This window comes from Paenibacillus sp. 1182, from assembly GCF_017833915.1.
Lineage (GTDB): Bacteria > Bacillota > Bacilli > Paenibacillales > Paenibacillaceae > Paenibacillus > Paenibacillus polymyxa_D.
Window position 1 is genome coordinate 210,437 of the sequence record NZ_JAFICR010000009.1, and the last position, 18,801, is coordinate 229,237.

Annotated in this window: 15 protein-coding genes; 5 read left to right on the forward strand and 10 right to left on the reverse strand. The window is 39.5% G+C overall.

What is annotated here, in order from left to right; translation table 11 throughout:
- Nucleotides 1-12 precede the first annotated feature (12 nt).
- Genes JOD82_RS18920 through JOD82_RS18930 form a run of 3 tightly spaced genes read right to left on the reverse strand, consistent with a single transcriptional unit; the run spans nt 13 to nt 3,164 of the window.
- On the reverse strand, nt 13-525 hold the full coding sequence (locus tag JOD82_RS18920) for an imm11 family protein (protein WP_069012526.1): 513 nt from the start codon (nt 523-525) through the stop codon (nt 13-15).
- 12 nt (nt 526-537) lie between these two features.
- Nucleotides 538-1,641 carry a pentapeptide repeat-containing protein gene (locus JOD82_RS18925; protein WP_209949786.1) on the reverse strand — a complete coding sequence of 368 codons (1,104 nt, stop codon included), beginning with the start codon at nt 1,639-1,641 and terminating at the stop codon, nt 538-540.
- Nucleotides 1,642-1,661: 20 nt separating this feature from the next.
- Entirely contained in the window at nt 1,662-3,164 is a 1,503-nt protein-coding gene (locus JOD82_RS18930) for a hypothetical protein (protein ID WP_209949787.1), read from the reverse strand.
- A gap of 279 nt (nt 3,165-3,443) precedes the next feature.
- Here JOD82_RS18930 and JOD82_RS18935 point away from each other — a divergent pair, with 279 nt between their 5' ends.
- The 4 genes from JOD82_RS18935 to JOD82_RS18950 all read left to right on the forward strand — a co-directional run bounded on the left by JOD82_RS18935 (nt 3,444) and on the right by JOD82_RS18950 (nt 7,448).
- A complete protein-coding gene (locus tag JOD82_RS18935; protein ID WP_209949788.1) occupies nt 3,444-4,406 on the forward strand; it encodes a helix-turn-helix transcriptional regulator in 963 nt (320 codons plus the stop codon).
- 109 nt (nt 4,407-4,515) lie between these two features.
- Entirely contained in the window at nt 4,516-5,142 is a 627-nt protein-coding gene (locus JOD82_RS18940; RefSeq protein WP_209949789.1) for a type 1 glutamine amidotransferase family protein, read from the forward strand.
- Between the two features lie 51 nt (nt 5,143-5,193).
- Nucleotides 5,194-5,718 (forward strand): VOC family protein, encoded by a 525-nt coding sequence (locus tag JOD82_RS18945; RefSeq protein ID WP_209949790.1) that lies wholly within the window; start codon nt 5,194-5,196, stop codon nt 5,716-5,718.
- Between the two features lie 605 nt (nt 5,719-6,323).
- Nucleotides 6,324-7,448: a serine hydrolase gene (locus tag JOD82_RS18950; RefSeq protein WP_209949791.1), complete on the forward strand. Its 1,125-nt coding sequence runs from the start codon at nt 6,324-6,326 to the stop codon at nt 7,446-7,448.
- A gap of 552 nt (nt 7,449-8,000) precedes the next feature.
- Here JOD82_RS18950 and JOD82_RS18955 read toward each other — a convergent pair.
- From JOD82_RS18955 to JOD82_RS18975, 5 genes are all read right to left on the reverse strand, one after another.
- Nucleotides 8,001-8,360 carry a putative zinc-binding protein gene (locus tag JOD82_RS18955; RefSeq protein WP_016821878.1) on the reverse strand — a complete coding sequence of 120 codons (360 nt, stop codon included), beginning with the start codon at nt 8,358-8,360 and terminating at the stop codon, nt 8,001-8,003.
- A gap of 1,057 nt (nt 8,361-9,417) precedes the next feature.
- Nucleotides 9,418-9,777, reverse strand: coding sequence for a hypothetical protein (locus JOD82_RS18960; protein ID WP_209949792.1), 360 nt, complete (start codon nt 9,775-9,777; stop codon nt 9,418-9,420).
- Nucleotides 9,774-12,779 (reverse strand): contractile injection system protein, VgrG/Pvc8 family, encoded by a 3,006-nt coding sequence (locus JOD82_RS18965; RefSeq protein WP_209949793.1) that lies wholly within the window; start codon nt 12,777-12,779, stop codon nt 9,774-9,776. The genes JOD82_RS18960 and JOD82_RS18965 overlap by 4 nt, the downstream gene beginning before the upstream one ends.
- Nucleotides 12,780-13,497: 718 nt before the next feature.
- Nucleotides 13,498-14,349, reverse strand: a complete 852-nt coding sequence (locus JOD82_RS18970) for a copper amine oxidase N-terminal domain-containing protein (RefSeq protein ID WP_209949794.1) — start codon at nt 14,347-14,349, stop codon at nt 13,498-13,500.
- 135 nt (nt 14,350-14,484) lie between these two features.
- Complete coding sequence (locus JOD82_RS18975) at nt 14,485-15,627, reverse strand: hypothetical protein (protein ID WP_102998963.1); 1,143 nt, start codon at nt 15,625-15,627, stop codon at nt 14,485-14,487.
- A 607-nt stretch (nt 15,628-16,234) separates the two neighbouring features.
- Between JOD82_RS18975 and JOD82_RS18980 the strand changes: the two genes are divergently transcribed.
- On the forward strand, nt 16,235-16,726 hold the full coding sequence (locus tag JOD82_RS18980) for a hypothetical protein (RefSeq protein ID WP_209949795.1): 492 nt from the start codon (nt 16,235-16,237) through the stop codon (nt 16,724-16,726).
- 338 nt (nt 16,727-17,064) lie between these two features.
- On the opposite strand, the gene JOD82_RS18985 is transcribed toward JOD82_RS18980, so the two are convergent.
- On the reverse strand, nt 17,065-17,850 hold the full coding sequence (locus JOD82_RS18985) for a hypothetical protein (RefSeq protein WP_209949796.1): 786 nt from the start codon (nt 17,848-17,850) through the stop codon (nt 17,065-17,067).
- 117 nt (nt 17,851-17,967) lie between these two features.
- Nucleotides 17,968-18,525 (reverse strand): papain-like cysteine protease family protein, encoded by a 558-nt coding sequence (locus JOD82_RS18990; RefSeq protein WP_209949797.1) that lies wholly within the window; start codon nt 18,523-18,525, stop codon nt 17,968-17,970.
- Nucleotides 18,526-18,801 lie beyond the last annotated feature (276 nt).

An 18,801-nucleotide genomic window follows, 5' to 3' on the forward strand; every position in this document is an offset into this window, starting at 1 on the left:
GGTTGAACCTCCTTATAAGAGTTCTAGCTTTTGTAGCCGAAAACCACTCAAACTCCGCCGCAGTAAGCTTTCAGCAGCCTCCAAGCTAACAATGAAATAAGGTTCCCTTACGTTAGACAGTCGAAAAAAATGGTGTCCATTCACCTTATGGCTATCCAGCACAAGTCGTTTTAAGGTTTGGTCGTGCGCATAAAATTCAGTCTGTTCTGAAATGCCATCCACAGAGGAAACGGATGAAATCCAATATAATTCTTGACGGCTAGGTTCACGGTTCACGATATACACCTGTTTAAAACGAGCTTGTGTATTGTATAGTTCTAGAATCCGTTTCATAGAATCGGAAAATAGCGGTTGTGAGGGTGAAAACGGTAGCCAGTCCGTGTACTCGGCATCTTCTGTCGCATGAACATCTAAAACCTGAGCCGGAGGCATGCCAACAAATGGCGTTTTAAAAAGGTCTAAATTCATCGGTTTAATGTTTCGGGAAATACGATGATCATCGACCAGCACATAATAATGGCGCATACACATTCCTCCTTATTCCGTCCACACAATAGATTGACGCTGTGCTTCGCTTAATTTCCAATACTGTTGGTACTTTCGTGGGACAAGAGTTCCTTGCATCGAAGCCCCCTCAAAATATGCATGTTCAAACGAATGTACATCTGTAAAATCAGCCCCATCCAGGTTGGCGTGTTCGAAATGAAGCCCACATAGCCCCGGCACCCGAACTCCATGTTCCCGATACGGCTGTCCGCTGGCACTATTGAAGTTAGCACCTCTCAAATCGCTATATCTAAAATCCGTATCGGTCAGTAGACATCCCCCAAAGCTGGCTCCTTCCAGATTGGCTCGTTGCCAGATGCTTCCGATCAATATGCAGCTGTGAAACTGGCTTCCCCGTAAGTCACTGTGGCTAAAATCGTTATAGCGCAAATCCTTTTGCATCAGGTGAAGGTGGGGAAGAGAAAGCCGCTTTAGGTTTTCGTAAACATAGGGTTCTTCTTCACTGGAATGTATCAATTGCTCTTTCGCATGATCTGCAAGAAGTGCTTCCTGATCTTCGGCATATAGATTCTCGCTGATATCCTTGTACTCGCCCGTTCGGATAGCTAAACGATCAGCTTTATAAATGGCGAGATACTCAGGCATTTGAACCACTTCTGCCATCCCTAAGCGCAGGAGGGAGTTCACAAACTGGTGAAAAAAAGGAGCGGATTCCAACATCAGTCGTTCAACGTCCACTGAAGTGATCGTCCCCATATATATTTTTCGTTCCTGCTCCAAGGTTTCCAACATGGTATTCATTGCTGCGTAAGCCCATGATGCGTCATAGGTTAACTTGCAATCGGAATCATCTTCGTACCATTCAGCAGAGTAAGCCTCGACCATATACAGGTAGGATTGCTCCAGCATCTGAGTGCGCAAGAACGAGTAGTGAATATATCCAATGGGTTGTTTTTGACCTTGTTGCTGCATGCTCAAAATGTGTATACACAAATCCCTGAACGATTCTTTGAAGTCGAAGATCAGTTGAGCTTGGCAGCGCTGAAACTTGGCTTCCAGCATGTCCAACTGAATGTCCAGCAAAGGTGTAAAATGATGCTCTTTAAAATGGTGTAACGCCGCTTGTTTATCCATCTGCTAGTTCTCACCTTCCGTTAGTTCATCTTAATTTCCGTGCCGGAGAAGGTGGTTTTGTCATCCAGCGTAATCGTGTTGCCTTTACCAGACAGCTCAATTTTTCCGGCGGAAAGCTGGATGTTACCGGAACTCATAACAATATCCGAAGCCGCACTAATGCTCACATTTTTTCCGCTTACAATATCAATGCCTGTTTTATCGTTAATGACAATAGACATGCCATTCCCGGAAATAACGATTTGATCCGGAGCGAGCATGATTTCTTTGCCGTATTTGGTTCGCAGCGTCTTAATGGCAGGGTCAGCCATTCGATCTGGCGCAGGAGCTGCTGCGGACAAGGCTGAAGAAGATTTTGATCCGGCAGACGAAGTAGAAGCTGTGGCATGTCCAGAAGTCGCAGAAGATTTTCCCGTGGAAGGCTGCGGTTCTCTTTTAACTGAGCTGATCGCGTATCCTTCTTCTTCCTTATAACTGGGGAAATAGATACGGATGCTATCCCCGTCCTCAGGCATACAATACCAGCCCGTGTTATCCGCAGATGCATAAATGGTAGAGTAGGGAAACCAGTAATCCGTGTTCGGGTCTTGCTGATCGTCCATATCGAGCTGGGCGCGTACTTTGTCCCGACGAACGCTCAGTACCTTGCCATGAATGGAAGCGCCGATAATGGAGCGATTGTAGTCTTTAATTGGACGTAAGCCGCTTCGTGGTGACAGCTTGGCGGTATGGGTCAGCACCCCGTCTTTCATCTCCGTTAGCACCTCAGCTACGATCAACTTATGACCTTGAAAGGTTACTTCATAGCCAGGCTCAAGCAACTTTTCCGTTTCAACTTCATACTGGATAAAATCCGCATCACGCACACCGGGGATATGGTTCTCTGAGGCGGTTTGAAAATCCGCAACCCGTTTGGTGACTTTATAATTGGTAGATTGTATTTCTCCTTTGCTGAGTCCCATAGGCAGGCCAAAATAAAACTTGGGAACCCCATAGCCCACCGCAGGAATGAGCGGAGAGTAGAAGTGGGAGGCCATCCGTTTCAGAAACTGCCAATCGGTCTCATCATATTGCATGATAAAGGTGCCGATGGGCTTCTTATGGGACACAACATCCATGGCTTCGGCTTTGGAATAGTCCGATACAATACTTTCGATTAGACCCGTATAGGTAAGCTTAGGATTCTGGAAAGAGCGCTGATGGCGCTTAATATCTAACTCGTAGGTATGAGATATGGCTTCGACGGTTAGGTAATGGACCCCGTGAACGACTTTTTCCTCCACATCCAAGGCAATGCCTCGAACAAGGGGCTGTCGATTGCCATTTTTGTCTGTAACAAAAGCTTTGACCTGGGTTTCCTCATCCGAAGCACGCACATATAGCTCGCGCTTTTTCTCCGAGATGATACCTGTACAGATCATTCGGGCATGATCATTGACTGTTTTTAGGATTTTAAGTTCATGAAGGCGGACAAATTCATAAGGCATGATTTCGATATGACCGTACGTCACGGTGTTTTCCATAGATGTCTCCTTCTATAGTTGTTTTTGGTAAATGTTATTATGAGATTCTCAGCTAGATATGTTGTTAATGATAAATCCAGCATATGTATTTATTGGTTAAAAGAGAGAGTTAGTTTACAGAATGGCCCATTAGATGTGGTATTTACTATGTGTAAATCTGGAATTAGAAGATATGAGAGGGAAGTATAAGCTGGAAAAAAGCATATAATAGGTGGTAAGAAGGAGTATACAAAGATATTTATAAAAGTTGTGCTTTAATGAGAGAGGAGGGTTCAGGTTATGCCAAAAAACGATAATATGCTGGCCATTCTATGGATGTTGAATTCGGGCGTAAAAATGACTGCAAAACAAATATCCGAAAAGTTAGAAATAAATATAAGGACAGTTTATCGGTATATTGATGCACTATGTGCCAGTGGAGTGCCGATAATATCCGACACGGGTCATAATGGCGGGTATAGCTTGCTGAATAATTTTATTAGAGCACCTTTACTATTTGATATGGAGGAGAAAAAGGCACTCCTTCATGCTGCTGTTTTTGCAAAAGAGGCTGGATACCCTTTGAGTGAGGCGTTAAGCAGTGCGACGTCAAAATTGAAAATGTATTCGAATCAAGAGCAGGAAAGTATACTTAGCCGTCATTTAGCCGGATTTGAAGTGATAAACCGCATGGGAGAACCTTCTCTTCAGCCGATATTGGCGGAATTGGAGCAAGCTGTAGCCAACGAATTCTCTGTAGAAATGGATTATCGCACAAGCCATGAAGAACAACCCAAGAATAGGGTGATAGACCCCTATGGAATGGTTTACTGGAACAACAAATGGTACACTGTTGCATTTTGTCACCTAAGAAATGAGATACGTAGCTTTCGGGCAGATCGGATTCTACAAATCAAGCGTACTCCAATCCTATTTAAGCGTTCCGAAGCTTTTTCGGCCCGTGAATTTTTTATGCAAAATCTGTTGCCTGATTTAGTAGGCAAGGACGGTTTAATTTCTTTAATGATCGAAGGCAGGCCAGAGGCATTGGATGACTTATGTCTGCATTGGTTTTTGGGGCCTCATCTGAAAGAGCGGACATCCAATCAAGCCATCTTTTTGCTTGAGGAAAAATCACTTCATACATATGTCCCTTATTTACTCCTACCCTATGGGAAATCCATTCAAGTCATCGAACCACAGAGTTTGAAGAAAAAACTTGTTGCTGTTGCGTCGGAGTTAATGGAATATTATCAACGTTAAAAGCTTCACTGACAGCGGATGTCAGTGAAGCTTTTTTATAATGAGGATAATCATGGATTACCGAGGGCTGGTATCACTTGATAAATTATAAAATAAGGAGAACCTGTGAATGAATAGTACGGTATATCTGTATGTGTTTGACACCATGGCAGACTGGGAGATCGGTTACTTAACTGCCGAACTGAACTCGGGAAGATATTATAAAAAGGGGCTGGCCCCATCCAAAATAGTTACCGTGGGAATGGAAAAGACTCCTGTCACTACCATGGGCGGATTGAAAATTCTGCCTGACATCAAACTGGATGAGTGCAGCATTGAGAGCACGGATGCATTGATTTTACCCGGTGGAAATACATGGACAGAAACCATTCACCAACCGATTTTAAAAATCGTTGAGAGGTGTTTAGAGGAAAGTATATGGGTTGCTGCGATTTGTGGTGCTACCATGGGACTTGCCCAAGCAGGATTGTTGAATTCACGTTGGCATACAAGCAATGATCTGGAATACCTCAAAATGACCTGTCCCACCTACACGGGCGAAAATTATTACAAAATGGAGTCTGCTGTAACGGATGGAAAACTAATCACTGCATCTGGAACGGCTCCGTTGGAATTCTCCGTACACGTTTTGAAAGCTCTGGGTGTGTTTTCTTCTAAAACATTAGAAGCCTGGTATAGTCTAAATAAGACTCATGAACCCAAATATTTCTATGAGCTGATGAATTCAATCCAATAAAGGTATGAGCATTAAATTGGACTGTCACGATCATTTAAAGGAGGAGTCAAAATGACTGAAAGCAGAGAATATACAGGAGTGTCAGGTAAATATACAAAGAAGGGGATACCCAACGGCTTTACATCTATTACCCCTTTTATTACAGTGAAGAATCCTTCAGAAGCAATAGAGTTCTATAAAACGGTTTTCAATGCAAGGGTTAAGGATATTACTGAATATCCTGATGAGAATGGCAATAAAATCATTGTTCATGCTGAATTAGATTTTGGAAATGGTTTTTTGCAGCTGGGAGCAGCGAATCCGGCATATCAATTGGTCTTGCCGCCAGTTGAAGGCAAAGCGTGTTATTCTTTAGGAATTTACGTGTTGAATGTTGATCAGGTCATTGAAAATGCGGTAGCAAGAGGAGCGAAAGTAAGGGAACCAGTTACAAACTTTGTTTCAGGTGATCGATTCGCAAGTATATTGGATCCTTGCGGAGTAAGATGGTCTATTATGACCAGGATCGAGGATTTGTCAGAAGAAGAGAGCAGTCGTAGGGTTGCTGAATGGGCTAAAAGCTTTAGTGGAGAATAAAGGCAATCACTTTTTTGGTAAAGTGTATTAAAGTGACTATCTGCTAAAATGATGTTATAGGAAGCATTGGTATTTTGCTCTTCAATGAGGATCTAGTTGATAAATGGAGAGAGGCTCTTCAAGTCTGGTACATAAGGCTTGAAGAGCAATAATAACGATTAATGCATAGCAGAAAAAGTTTGGAAAAGGGGTTCGATTTGAAAATATAAAAATTTATACCATTTTATAAAGATCAGTTTCCGGAAAATATCCATTACAATTCGAAGAAAAACAAGAAGATTAGGATATGTAAGCTTTCAACACAAACAAATTCTGGTTTTCTATGATGGTTGGTGTCCTGTTTGTTAATGAATTAGAAAGGTGAATGCATAGTTTCTCAATGAATGATTCCAGTAAAATACAACGTTGAATTGACTCTATTGCACAAATTTGTACAAGAATACCGTATCTTTGGTGGGCGGTTCCCTTTATAATTATTTTCAAAAAAATGGGTATAGGTGGTTATTTGTATGATTATATAGCTTCTAAAAGAAAAGTGATTCCTGTGGGGAACTGTGACGACTTATGTGAGCTTCAGCCTAAGCGTGTCCATTAAGGAGCAAAGTATGAAAATAATTTTATTGTTAGTAGCTATAATCTTAATATTTGTGTTCATATGTATCCTGTTTTTGTTCATTGCGAAGCGCCAAAATAATAAGAAAACAGAAATGGATGTTCTAAGTTTTTTGAAGGAAAATCCGAGTAAAGCATCTTTGTTTATGATCAAAAATGGTATGGAGAAAATCAGCTATAACTCAGAAGTTAAAATGCCGCTTGCCAGCACGGCCAAAGTGATCATTGCTATCGAATTTGCTCGCCAAGTTGCAGCGAAAATATTAGACGAGCAGGAACTTGTTCCTTTAGAGGAATTAAATAAATTTTATATCCCTGGTTCCGATGGTAGCGCTCATCATAACTGGATCAAATCCATTCGCTCAAACCATAAAGAGGTTCAAGGGAAAATTACGTTATTGGATATTACTCACGGTATGTTAGCATATAGTTCCAATGCCAATACAGAATTTCTGATGGAAAAAATGGGTTTGGATAAGATAAATGAGAATATTATGAAGCTCTCACTTTCTTCCCATGATAAAATCTTTCCTTTTTCATCTGCGGGATTCATGTCTCCTTATATCCAAGAGACCGAAAACATAGGCTTTAAAGAGTCGATACAAAAGATAAGTGAGATGAGCTACGAGGAATATATGAAAAAATCTATTGAAATTCATCAGATTTTAAATCGTGATCAGGGGATAGAATGTATTCAGAAATGGAACACCAGGCAGAATTATGTACGAAAGCTTCAAGTGCTGGAATCGCGCAAACTTCCTCGTTCAACGACTAAAGAATATGCTTACCTCATGAAGCTTATACACAAGGGGGAGTTGGTTCCTTCTACTATAAATCCATATCTAAAAATGCTAATTCAGCGACAAGTGGATAACTCCAAGTTAATAGAGTTTGGAAACAAAGGTGGATCTACCATTTCTGTTCTAACAGAGGCTTTATATTGTACGGATCGGGAAGGAAATGACATTCAACTAGCCATGTTTATTCAAGATGATTCTGGGGTGGATCATATTTGGCTCAAGCAGAAGCTGGATTTGTTTTTTTACAAATTATTAACGGATACTGCATTTCAAGAAGAGGTAAGAAGCAAATTATCATATGATAAGGGAAGAAATTGAATGTTTTTTTATTTTGTAAAAATGCTGCTGTTTCCGCTTATACTTTACTGGATCATGGCTTACTTTCCATTTAAAAACCGTATTTCGTGTCTTTTTATGATTTATTAGCGATATATCAAGTTTTTATTTGTATTTTATTTAGTATTTCATACATTACATCCACTCCTTTAGAACGTCGGTTTGAGAATTTGTGTACCAGGTTTCTGGGGGGGGCAATATATACTACTACGATCAATGGAACATTACATGTTGACGTTAAGAAATAAAGCTTGATAGTTTGGGAACAGTTAACAAACTAATTGCTCTTTAAGTCTGGTACATAAAAAATCTTCTTTTGAACAAGGACGCATAGGAATTTTGTCAATTTTAAATTGTGAGACAAATTCATTTAAACATTCGATAATTATTCTCCTTATTAAAAAGATGTTGCTGTATAAAAAAAATACTGGTGGCCCTTAAAGATGTGTTAGGAGCCACCAGTAAAAACTAATTTATGATATTGTTACATAATAAGAGCCATCTTTCAATACACACCTTAATTTTGACTAAGAATTATTGTCCAATTTGTTCTAAGATTTGTGTGTAAGCATTCCTATAATGATCGGGGTTAGGATCTTCTCCTATTATTTTGGGTACGTGAAAGTCAGACAGCAGGAAATGGTGTTTGGGTTGAACTTCATGTCTTGCTAAGCAACTCTTGCAACAGGACAAGGGGCAGCCGTCAATTGCAATGATGTCACGTCCCGATTTTGCTGTTCTGACAAGTGGTTTGACATCACCGCCAACACCAGCTATGCAGGACATTTCAGCGACTTTTTCTCGATCCATTTGTATAGCGATCATGTTAGCGGTTTGTGCTGCGGAGGAACATCCAGAACAAGAATAGACAAGAGGTAAATCAGTTCTTTTCATCTTTGTACACTTCCTTGTTTTTTCTTTGTGATCCATCAGAGTATCTTTGGTTTTAGATAAAATAAATTTAAAATTGTTTGTATTTTAACTTAAATTTACAGTCTAAACCGTGATCGTGATCACGACAATATTTTTGTGAAATCTGTTATAGGGCTAACTGTGTGTATATATAAATCAGCTAGATCTTTAGAAAAAAGGCTTATCCCAACTCATAGATTGAAGTTGGAATAAGCTTTGAAAGTTTAATGTTTAGGTACACTTAAACTAATCAATTTCCATGTTAAAGAATTTTAGACAATTTTGTACCATCAAACTTGTCACCCCATCCTCTATTTTCTTCTATAGAAAATTTTAGAAATGGGTCGATACTTGGCAATGGGAAATCGTAATCTATCATGAGCTTTATAATTCTCTCCAAAGATTTCAAACTGCTTTCGCCGTATCCTTCGATTACGGCGAAAGCATGACTGATACAAGGTCATAAATACCTCGCAGTAGGGCGTCGACTGACGCATCTATATTTTGATATAAGCTATACAAATATATGAATTCATCTTTACTCAACTTCTCAAACTCTTCCTCCTCGTATGTTTTGAATTCTGTTAAATTCTCAGGAATTAATTCAACGACTATATCGTTCCAATCATCCAAGTAATGTATTTTGGATTATAATACTTTGTACCAGATTGGTTAAGATCACCCGTCCCCTTAATAGTAGTGGTGTTTATCCTAAAAGTTGGTATTTATTGGTATTCCATTCTCCCTATCAGGGTAGCATAATTTACAGAGCTGCGAGTAAATAAAAAAATCAAAAAACAAAGAAAACAAAAAACAGGTCAATCATGGTGGTATCTGACCATAATCAACCTGTTTGATGTAACGTAGTAGCGTTATTTAGGTTATAAAGTTAAAGCATTGCTGTGTTATGAAGAAATCTTTATACGGGTATTACTTGGGTTATATGTGTTATTGCTTGAATAATGGGTTCATTCGTCACCCACCCCCTCCAAAAGAAGAAACCTTGAAAGGCATGACGCCAATCAAGGTTTCAAAATATTTACCCTTCCTGATGTTCCGTTTTCGCTATATCAATCGCCACGGCTAATTTAATCTGAAATATTTTACTCAAACGTTTTTGGAAATCTCTCAGATTGTAAGTTTCAATTAAAGGAACTTCCGAATGATTGACTCTACTAATTTCAATTTTAGCGATTTTATCAATGTCAACCAAAATTGTGTATATGTCCTCGCCTTGTTCAGGTGTCCAATTCAAAATATATGCACTTTTTAATTCTCCAAAGGTAACTCTTAACACATTCAATATTTTTTCGGCTTTTCCGTCTTTAGTCAAAAGCAAATTTGAACCTTCTAATTCCTTTCTGAAATCTTGTTCTTGTTTACTTCCTATGAGTTTCATTTTATCACCCCCGGTGTAGCAGTAACTAGATTTCCATGCTTATCGGTTAATACAGTCATAGTATTTGTTGAAGAACCACTAAACTTGTCAATTCCTATGTTAGAGTCTAAAGTAACTTCCCTCACATATCTAGCTTGTTTTTCAATTGACCCATCTGCTAACTTTATGTCTGAATATAAAACTTTTGAAACTGGTGTACTCACAACTTCTTTACTTTGAAGAATGCTCTTTAGTTCACCGGGTGTAACCGAGAATTGGGAAGCATTCTTATTGGGGTTAAAATGCCTATCTAGTACGTGGTTAAATCCTGCTCCTTCCTCTGCAGTCCCATTTCTTAAGTTTATTCTTGATTGAACTATAGGGGGCATTCCATCAATCTTACCCGTCCCCTCAGTTTTAGGAGGTTTCTCCTTGGATTTGCCTGCTTTTGAAGGCATAACTTCTGATGCGTTCTCAATAGGTTCGGACGCATTTTTTGTAGTAATGCTTTTTTGATCTATTCGCTGTTGAATTCCCCTCACATTTTCTCTTGCGAGCCTAGCGTTCTCAGATGCCCCTTCTTTGCTCATTTTGGAGAATTCATTTTTAAGGGCTCTACCTTCACCACCTCGACCGTCAAGTGGCACTGGCTCTGCAAATATGTTTGCATGGCTCATCCATCGTTGTTCTTCCGGTGTGATGCCCTCTTGATTAGATAGAATCAAAAAATCTCCTGGATAGTTTTGTTTCCAGTCATCATAGTATTTAAAATCTGGATTTCCATTCGCTGTACGAACCACCCCGTCCTCACCACGGTAGCTTCCTAGCGGAATTTCAGGTCTGCGATCACCTTCTAATGAAGCCCAATAGACATAATCACTATAAATTCTCTCATACTCTTCATCTGTAAGCTCTGGTGGCGCAGCTTCTTTTTTCGCTTTAAGGGCTTTAGCTCTAGCTTCTTTTTCTGCTTTAAGAGCAGCTTCAGCCCTAGCTTTTTCTTGTTCTTTATATTCCCTCAGCATTCTATCTTTAACACTTTTAGGTACCTGTTGATAGGCATGAACCATGGTTTTCGATGTTGTCAGCAAGTTTTGGATCAACTCTAATCGGCTGCCGGAATGTACTATTTGACGTGCGCTTGTATACACTTTCCCCAGAATCCATTTGCTATAGTAGGCATGTCTCGCTTGCTCATGTTCATACTCAGTAATTAACCCTTGTAATGCTAGACCAGCCAAGTGTTTCAACGGATGAATGCCGTTCCCCTTACCGCCTCCTCCAACGGTAGGGGTCCCTTTGCTCCGAACTGGGATCGCTGCGGTTGCTCTCAGAATCACACCTCCTGCAGGTCCACTTAGCGCTCCTGCAACAACGCCAGCCACTTTTCCCATCACTGGAATGGAGCCTAATAGCTTGGACACCGTACCCATCAAGGCATTCGCCTGTTTAAGCTCTGCTGGACTGGTGACTTTTGCTTTAGGGGTAGAGGCTTGGCTGCTAGATGAATCCTTGGCTGCTGATTGAGCTGCTTCATAGGCTTTGATGCTCATGAGTGGCGGCTCGGGCACAGGAGGGAGGTCAGCAACGAAAACAGGTGCTTTTACCGTTCCTTCCTGATAAATCACTGGAGCTTTGGTATCCGTCTCACCATCCAGTACCATGCTGCTGGCTCCACCTTTTAAGTATAGCGCCGTGCCAGCTTCGAGTGATAGTTCCTCGCCTGCACCCAGCTTCACATGACCACCCTGAATCTGCACATTCCCCGGACTGTCGATGGTAATGCCGCTACTTTCATGCAGTGTAATGGAAAATTCACCGGAGGTGGATAGGGTCAGTTCATGTTCAGACATTTCTACGCCGCTACCTTGGATATGTTGCCATACCTTCACATTCGGCTGTCCATTGGTGTGGCGTTGTTGTCGCAGCGAATCCGTTACATAGGCATCCTGTTCGCGGTGTGTTGGCAGATACAATTCCACCTGTTCCCCGATCTCAGGCATATCGTACCAGCCGCTATGTTCTTCGGCAACATAACGGGTGGCTACAGGGAACCAGCAGGCTTTAGCCGGGTCTTGCTTGGGATCAATGTCGAGTTGAAGCTGGACGAAATCCTGCTGTACCTTCAGTACCGTTCCTATCAGCGAAATTCCAGTAGCCTGATCGTTTTCATACCGCGCATTGCGGATATCTTGTTCAGCTTGAAGATCATAACGGGTGCGCAGTAGGCCATCCGCTAGCGTAGTCACTGCTCGAACCACGACCAACTCTTTACCTTGTCCAATGGGTAACGTAATGAGGTCGCCGAGCGCATAGTATTGCAGACTTTCAATCATATAGGTGACATACGAGCCAGCACGTTCTCCCGGCTTTTCCGCATCCAATTCATGAAACGTTTTCCGTACCCGATAAAATACATCCCGTTCCACCTTGTACTGTTTGCCTTCTGGTATCCCGAAGAAAACCTTGGGCGAGGCTGCGGTTACCTCTGGCACAAGTACGGAGCCAAAGCGAGAAGCGAGACGTTTTAAAAACGCCCAATCGGTCTCATCATATTGTAAAACAAATGTCTCCAATTTGGCATGGTTGCTTACCGTGTCAATGGCATCTCCGTACTGATATTTTCGAACCAGTGCTGTGACCAGATTATCATAGGTGCGGTGAATATCTTGATAGGAGCGTCTTTTACGTTTGATATCCATCTGGTATGAATGGGAAGCGGCCTCCAGTTCAAATGTATACACGCCTCGTACACAGTGTACGGACATACGTGTAACAATCCCATGGAACAGCCTTCTCAGCGATTCTCCCTGATCATTCAACTGACGAATCACAATCGACTCTTGCTCCATACTTTGACCGATACAAGCGGCTCCCTGTTCTTCAGAGAGCATGCCACTGATATGTAAATAGACATGATCGTTAATGGTACGTGTTATTTGAAGTTGATCGATGTGTAGGGGCTGAAAGGGACCATAAAAGCGTAGGCTTTCATATCCGATCCCATCTGATAATACGCTCAAGTGAGTTCATGACTCCTTTCTAGATGCGATGGGTATTTCCAAGTAGAGCACGTCTTCTTGAAATTGCTTTTGATTAAAGAAGCCGCAGATGAGTACAACAATGTGGCAAGATAGATATGTATTACAAGGTTTGTACGCTATAAAGGAACGAGAGGTGATATTTAATAAACAACCCAGCATATGTATTTATCGGTTAAAAGAGAGATTTAGTTTACAGAATGACCCATTGGTTGGGAGATTTACTATGTTTATTTTTGGAAGTAGAGAGGTGAAATAGGAGGGGATTGAACGTTTATTCTTTCTATCATCTCGACATATAATAGAAAGGGTGAGGCAGCATACCTAGTGTACTGGTGTTGATAGGGTCGCAGAGGTCGGTTTTGAAAGTGTTGTTTCATAGCAAATTTCGGCAGGGTGGTATCCTGGTTTTTCATACTAAGGTTCACCAATGTTGAGGTTACATTGGATGCCAATCCTTATATTGAACGAGCGACCAATGCTACTTATGCCCCCATTAGATCTGTAAGATATAGCCTACAAATACTTTAAACATTAAACAAATAGCGCCCGATAAAGTGTGGGCGCTTTCGCGTACATAAAGTCCTTTGTATAGATTTAAAATCGTTTATTTTAACGTATTAGTATGCCCTGTTTGGAAAATACTGAGCATTGATGTTCCTATAGTACTAAACATGCCTAGGGGGCTAGATACACTAATTTAATCTTTAGTATTCCCGACAGCTACAATATATTTAAGAGGGTTGGATTGAAAATTGTTTGAAGAACTTGTAGACGAAAGATCTATTTTGTTCCAGGTACGCGTAAAAGTTGCTCCTGCTTGTACTGCAGGTCGATCTCTATCCTGTTTATCGTATTGGTAGCTTATATCTGTAATGAAAGTGGGGCGAAGGTCTTCACTACCTAATTTCAAATCCTTACCAGATATATTCCGAGCGGTTATAGATAATGTTGCCATGTTTGAACTGCTACCAGCTCCCGGTAATGTTAGCTCATAAGATAGCGGGCGAATTTTATTGGTATCTATGTCCGTGCTTAAGGGGATTGTATTTGGATCGTAGCCGCCCTCTAAATAGGAAATCACTTTACTTTTTTTGAATTTACTATCTTTAATCGTTAACAATTGATCCTCCCAGCTGCCCTTAATGTTTAAGCCGTCAAGTAGCACCTTGGCAGGGATAAAAACTTGTTTTTGTTTAAGAACAGGTACAGTATCAATTTTCGTGTTTTTTCCATTATACGTTACGTTGTTAGAGTTAATTGTAACTTCTATATTCTTGTGATCCCAAGAAATTGTGGCTGTTTTTTTAGGCGCATCGTAATTTACTGTCGCACCAAGCAACTCGCTTACTGCACGTAATGGAATCATAAAACGCTGTTGTTTGTCGATGTATGGCACGTCAGGTGATGTGTATAAGATGTAATATTGGTTAATTTTAAGAATCACCGGAGCCTTAATGACAGTTGCTTTTGCATCTACGTTGCCCATGTTTAACGAAAACAATAACAAGGTCATCATAGAAAATAAAACAATATTTTTGCACAATTTCATATAAAATTGCCCTCCATTCATTTATACTGCACTAATTATTTTACTCCAATAATTACAATTAGTTGCGAAAAAAAGGAAAAAAAGAACGCATCAAAGGAAACTCTCCTTAATACGTTCTCTTTTAGAGATTAACTTTTAAATATCTATATTATCAGTTTCTTCACCTGCATTTATATAATTTACTCTTACAACATCAGTTGTAAAAGAACATGTGCCACTGGCGTTGGTATCGGCTGCAGACCAAGTATGGTAATTCATTGAGCTATTTCCAATTAGACTGTTATACCAGTGGGCATTATGAAGATAAGAACCGCTGTGAAAATTTTGCGGCTTTTGCCCAATTGTAGTTAATCGTTTTAATATATTCCCACCTCCCGGAACGAAACCTGGTGCTTGGCGTCCTATGGTTATTGTTGTGTTCTGGTTGGTAGTATAATCAATTCCGCTAACGGTAAGAGCTATATTGTTAGTTGAAGGAATAGAAAACTTCATATTTACATTTTGCTTGCTCTTAAACCGATGTGAGTAACCTATAGGGTCACTATCTACACTGATCAGCATTCCCCAATTATCATACAATGTACTATGAATGAGTCCAGCATCTACACCGCCACCATTAGCACCCTGTCCTCCGACATATACATAGCCTGCATCACCATTATAGCTGGAAGATGCTTTATTGTTGTTATCTCGGATCTCTGATCCTCCAGGTAAGTAGACATAATGAGATTGCCATGAATAATTAGCATTAGAAGTTACCCTTCTATAGGGACCTGTACTCCCTGTGCATGGATGTTGTGTAGCCTGTGTACCAATTTCTCCTTGTGATTTTGAAGTGGACGCACAAGAAGAATCATTATAAACACTATTACTAACAGAAGTTTTATTGTCATCCTGTTTAGATTGTTCGTTATGAAGAACAATTTGGGTTGGTAAATTATCAACTGGTAAAGCATATCCTTCTTTGCCATCAGGGGTTTCGATTATATTGTCAGAAGTTTTTTTGTATTTAAATACTTTTTCGAGTAACTCAGGTTTGTTCGCATACAGCTTTCCATTAGCATCTTCATAGACTACATTTTCACGTGCGTTTGGCTCCAAATCTACCATAAAGTTTAGAAGAACATTTCGATCCTTCCCTTGAACAGATGAATCGATAAAAATGTCGGCATGGGATGCGGTAGAATTAACCTCTGGTTGGGCAAATACACTAGAAAAAGAGCTAAAGATTAAAGCAGATGCCAATGATCCTACCATCAAAACTTTATTCATTTTCATGACTTTCCTTCTATGGAACATGAATGTATTCAATAGCATGACGTGTAGAAAAATGATATAGGCTGATTAAGAGGAATCTAGAAGCTGTTTTCTATGTAACCATGTCCTTTGATCGAACTAAATCAGTTTTCTATCTTCCCTACTGGCCAATAGAGAAATCATGCATAAATGGGATTCGAATCCTATTCGATACATATTGTAGCTATATTTATCTTTTATGTAAGTAATTCAAGTTTTGCAACTCAATTTCCGAAATAAATCCTTGACATATCTGGGTAAATATGAGATTACCACTAAACCTCGGAAGAATATACCACTACTTAAGATATGGGTGCGGTTGATGGGTTCAAGAGCGAGCCTAAACCTGCCATTAATTGAGTGTGAGGGTGTCCAAAAGAGGGTGACCTTTATTGAAATTTAGGAGGTAAGAGGAACTATATCTCTTCCATCGTCTCGACACACGTGGAGTGCGTGGTAGTGATATATCGAGATGAGAAGCAGTGATGTGCGAGGGATAGAGGGGAATTTGAATATGTTCCTGCATTCAAAAAGGCTTTAGGGTTGAGTGCGGGAACATATTTTATTTTCGTTCAGAAGGCACGTGAAGTTGGTAAGTGAGATTGGTGTATTTACCTATATAATAAAGTTGAACTCAAGTGGGAAACTGCTTGAGTTTCTTTTTAATAATTATGTGAATCAATGTAAAAAAATATATTTAGAGAATGTGTATAATGACAAACTCAAACGTTTGCTGGAAAGGGGCTTAACCGCCATCTATTCAAATACAAACGGTCAAAAGATTGCTCGGCATACCTATGTATTTTTGGACAATGTTCTTACCGGCGCTCAGAACAAAGAAGGTCGCCAGATATTTGTACTAGAGAAATACGCCGAAGCATTGAAGGCACTTGTTTTCCTTGGAACCGAACCAACTAAATCTACCGTTTCTAAAAACTTGACGCGCAATGCTTTAACGACAACAGATTTGTATCTCTTTCCTGTAGATATGAAGCAGCTAACCATCTGTATTCTCCCCCGACAAAGAAATACCCGTAACGGAAGTTGTAGAGATGATCCTTCCGTGTCATCGTACACCTGAAGAAAAGGACATGTACACGAAGCTCCAAGCTTATATGGAAGAAGAAAAACACTATGAAAAGCAGCGCCAAAAAATCAACCAAAAGGCCAAAGAGCATAAAATCGAATTTCCTATCGCACCTGAAGTATGGTCGAAAATATATCATATAGTTTCCTTTGAACAATAAAACAAAAAGCCTCCCTGTTACAGGAAGACTTTTGCAATCCTTCTTATGTTCTCCTTTATGTATCAATGGACTGGCTACAGTTAGTTGGACAGAAAAATGAGGAATAGTAGAATGAAAGTCCCCTGACGCCTCTCTCATCTAAGGTAGCTGAACAAGCAAAGCTAAAATATCTTTAAGAATTCCTTTTCTTTTTTAAGATTATGAAAATAGGGAATAATGAAATAATGCCGAGAGAAAATAAGATTATTGCAACATTACTCGAAGCCTTCGAAGTCTCATTAAAATCGAATTGACCTGTTCCCATTATAACAGCTCCATCTTTGGTGGCTGGTCCAGATCTTTCCGCCTTCATTTCTTTTATCTTTTGGTCAAATAAAGATTTTGAAATTGTTTTATTTGAGCTAGATTCAAGATTGTTAACGTTTTTTCCATTACCACTTAGATCTATTACACGCTCTTTTTCTCCTCCTTCAATAAGTAAAGCATTGAGTCCATACCTTTCATCATCAATAAGTTTTACCTTCTCATTTTTTGAAAGAGTGGCTTCCGCTGTTAATAAAGAATTTTCGGAATTAACTCGATTACTAATACTGGATATCTTCCATGATCCAGTATTAGAACTTGCATAAATGGTTGCAACATCTCGATCATTAGTCTTTAGCGTAAAAATATATCCTGCAAAATCTATAGCGCTACTGTATACATCATCAGTAACCTTATAAAAGGCAGTACCTGAACTTAGTTGTGCATTTTCAAAATCTTCTTCCGCTTTAAGTTTATAATCTGATTTTACAGCATTTAAAGAATCAACATATTTTAGTTTGAAATCACTTTCTATGCTCGCTCTGATTTGAGCATCTGGAGTTGATTCATCAGATTGAGCAAAGATTAAATTGTTGAAGCTAAATAAGAGTATATTAAACATCAATAAAAACGATAAGATTAGCTTTTTTTTCATTGAATAGAGCCTCCCTGAATATAATTAAACTACTTTATTAACATACTTTTGGATAAGATCGTATCTCAGACCAAGGCGAAGCCTAAGCTAACAATTTAGTAATTTACTATTTGTAAATTAATTCACATATACACCACTCAAAGTATTACGCCAATCCCAAGAACTGTTGCTTACAAACTCGTTATAGTCTCTAACTGTGGCAGAACCATCACCTGGATTAATATAGTACACATTTTGTATAGATCTACTTGTATCTTGGTAGTATCCTTTTATAAGCAGAGCGTGCCCACCACCACTAGTCCAAGCGATTGCTGCATTTAAATTCATATTTTTATCAATGTTACTAATGATTTCCCCAAAAGAAACTTTAGAACGTATTGGTGTAGATTCTACTTTCCAATTAGCTAGCGCATTTTTCATATCATAAACAGTGCCTGTATTATTAACGGGAGATCCATAAATTTTAGTGACAATCTGTGATTGAGTTACATTTGCTCCAAGATAATTAGCAAGCATGCTAGATACTGCTGCCCAACACCAATTTGATTTTTGCTGAACTTGTGCAGATACGGAGTTATTTTTGTAGTTTACATAAGCGAGAGCACTAGAGGCAAATAAGGAAAAAGAGAGTAGTAAGCATGGAAGAACTAATAATAATTTTTTTCTGTGATTCATTTTCGTTCCCACCTTCATTTTATTATTTATTTGGACAACATTGAAATAATATCCTATTATAACAATCGAAGTAAGGTATATCTTGTCGAATGAAAAAATATAGTGAATTTCTTGAAATTTTGTTATCTTGATTCTTCAGTCAAGTTTGTCCAATTGCTGTCTATTAAAGTGAAGATATATTATCGGAGGCTACACGCAATGACTAATTGCGAAAGAATGTAACCTCACTGAATTTCAAAAGTGAAACATGGATACTAGTTTTGAAAAAGTAACATA

What these genes read in the sequence shown, in the direction of transcription:
- JOD82_RS18920 (WP_069012526.1), bottom strand. Translation starts at nt 525, where the DNA reads ATGCGCCATTATTATGTGCTGGTCGATGATCATCGTATTTCCCGAAAC.
- JOD82_RS18925 (WP_209949786.1), bottom strand. Translation starts at nt 1,641, where the DNA reads ATGGATAAACAAGCGGCGTTACACCATTTTAAAGAGCATCATTTTACA.
- JOD82_RS18930 (WP_209949787.1), bottom strand. Translation starts at nt 3,164, where the DNA reads ATGGAAAACACCGTGACGTACGGTCATATCGAAATCATGCCTTATGAA.
- JOD82_RS18935 (WP_209949788.1), top strand. Translation starts at nt 3,444, where the DNA reads ATGCCAAAAAACGATAATATGCTGGCCATTCTATGGATGTTGAATTCG.
- JOD82_RS18940 (WP_209949789.1), top strand. Translation starts at nt 4,516, where the DNA reads ATGAATAGTACGGTATATCTGTATGTGTTTGACACCATGGCAGACTGG.
- JOD82_RS18945 (WP_209949790.1), top strand. Translation starts at nt 5,194, where the DNA reads ATGACTGAAAGCAGAGAATATACAGGAGTGTCAGGTAAATATACAAAG.
- JOD82_RS18950 (WP_209949791.1), top strand. Translation starts at nt 6,324, where the DNA reads ATGAAAATAATTTTATTGTTAGTAGCTATAATCTTAATATTTGTGTTC.
- JOD82_RS18955 (WP_016821878.1), bottom strand. Translation starts at nt 8,360, where the DNA reads ATGAAAAGAACTGATTTACCTCTTGTCTATTCTTGTTCTGGATGTTCC.
- JOD82_RS18960 (WP_209949792.1), bottom strand. Translation starts at nt 9,777, where the DNA reads ATGAAACTCATAGGAAGTAAACAAGAACAAGATTTCAGAAAGGAATTA.
- JOD82_RS18970 (WP_209949794.1), bottom strand. Translation starts at nt 14,349, where the DNA reads ATGAAATTGTGCAAAAATATTGTTTTATTTTCTATGATGACCTTGTTA.
- JOD82_RS18975 (WP_102998963.1), bottom strand. Translation starts at nt 15,627, where the DNA reads ATGAAAATGAATAAAGTTTTGATGGTAGGATCATTGGCATCTGCTTTA.
- JOD82_RS18985 (WP_209949796.1), bottom strand. Translation starts at nt 17,850, where the DNA reads ATGAAAAAAAAGCTAATCTTATCGTTTTTATTGATGTTTAATATACTC.
- JOD82_RS18990 (WP_209949797.1), bottom strand. Translation starts at nt 18,525, where the DNA reads ATGAATCACAGAAAAAAATTATTATTAGTTCTTCCATGCTTACTACTC.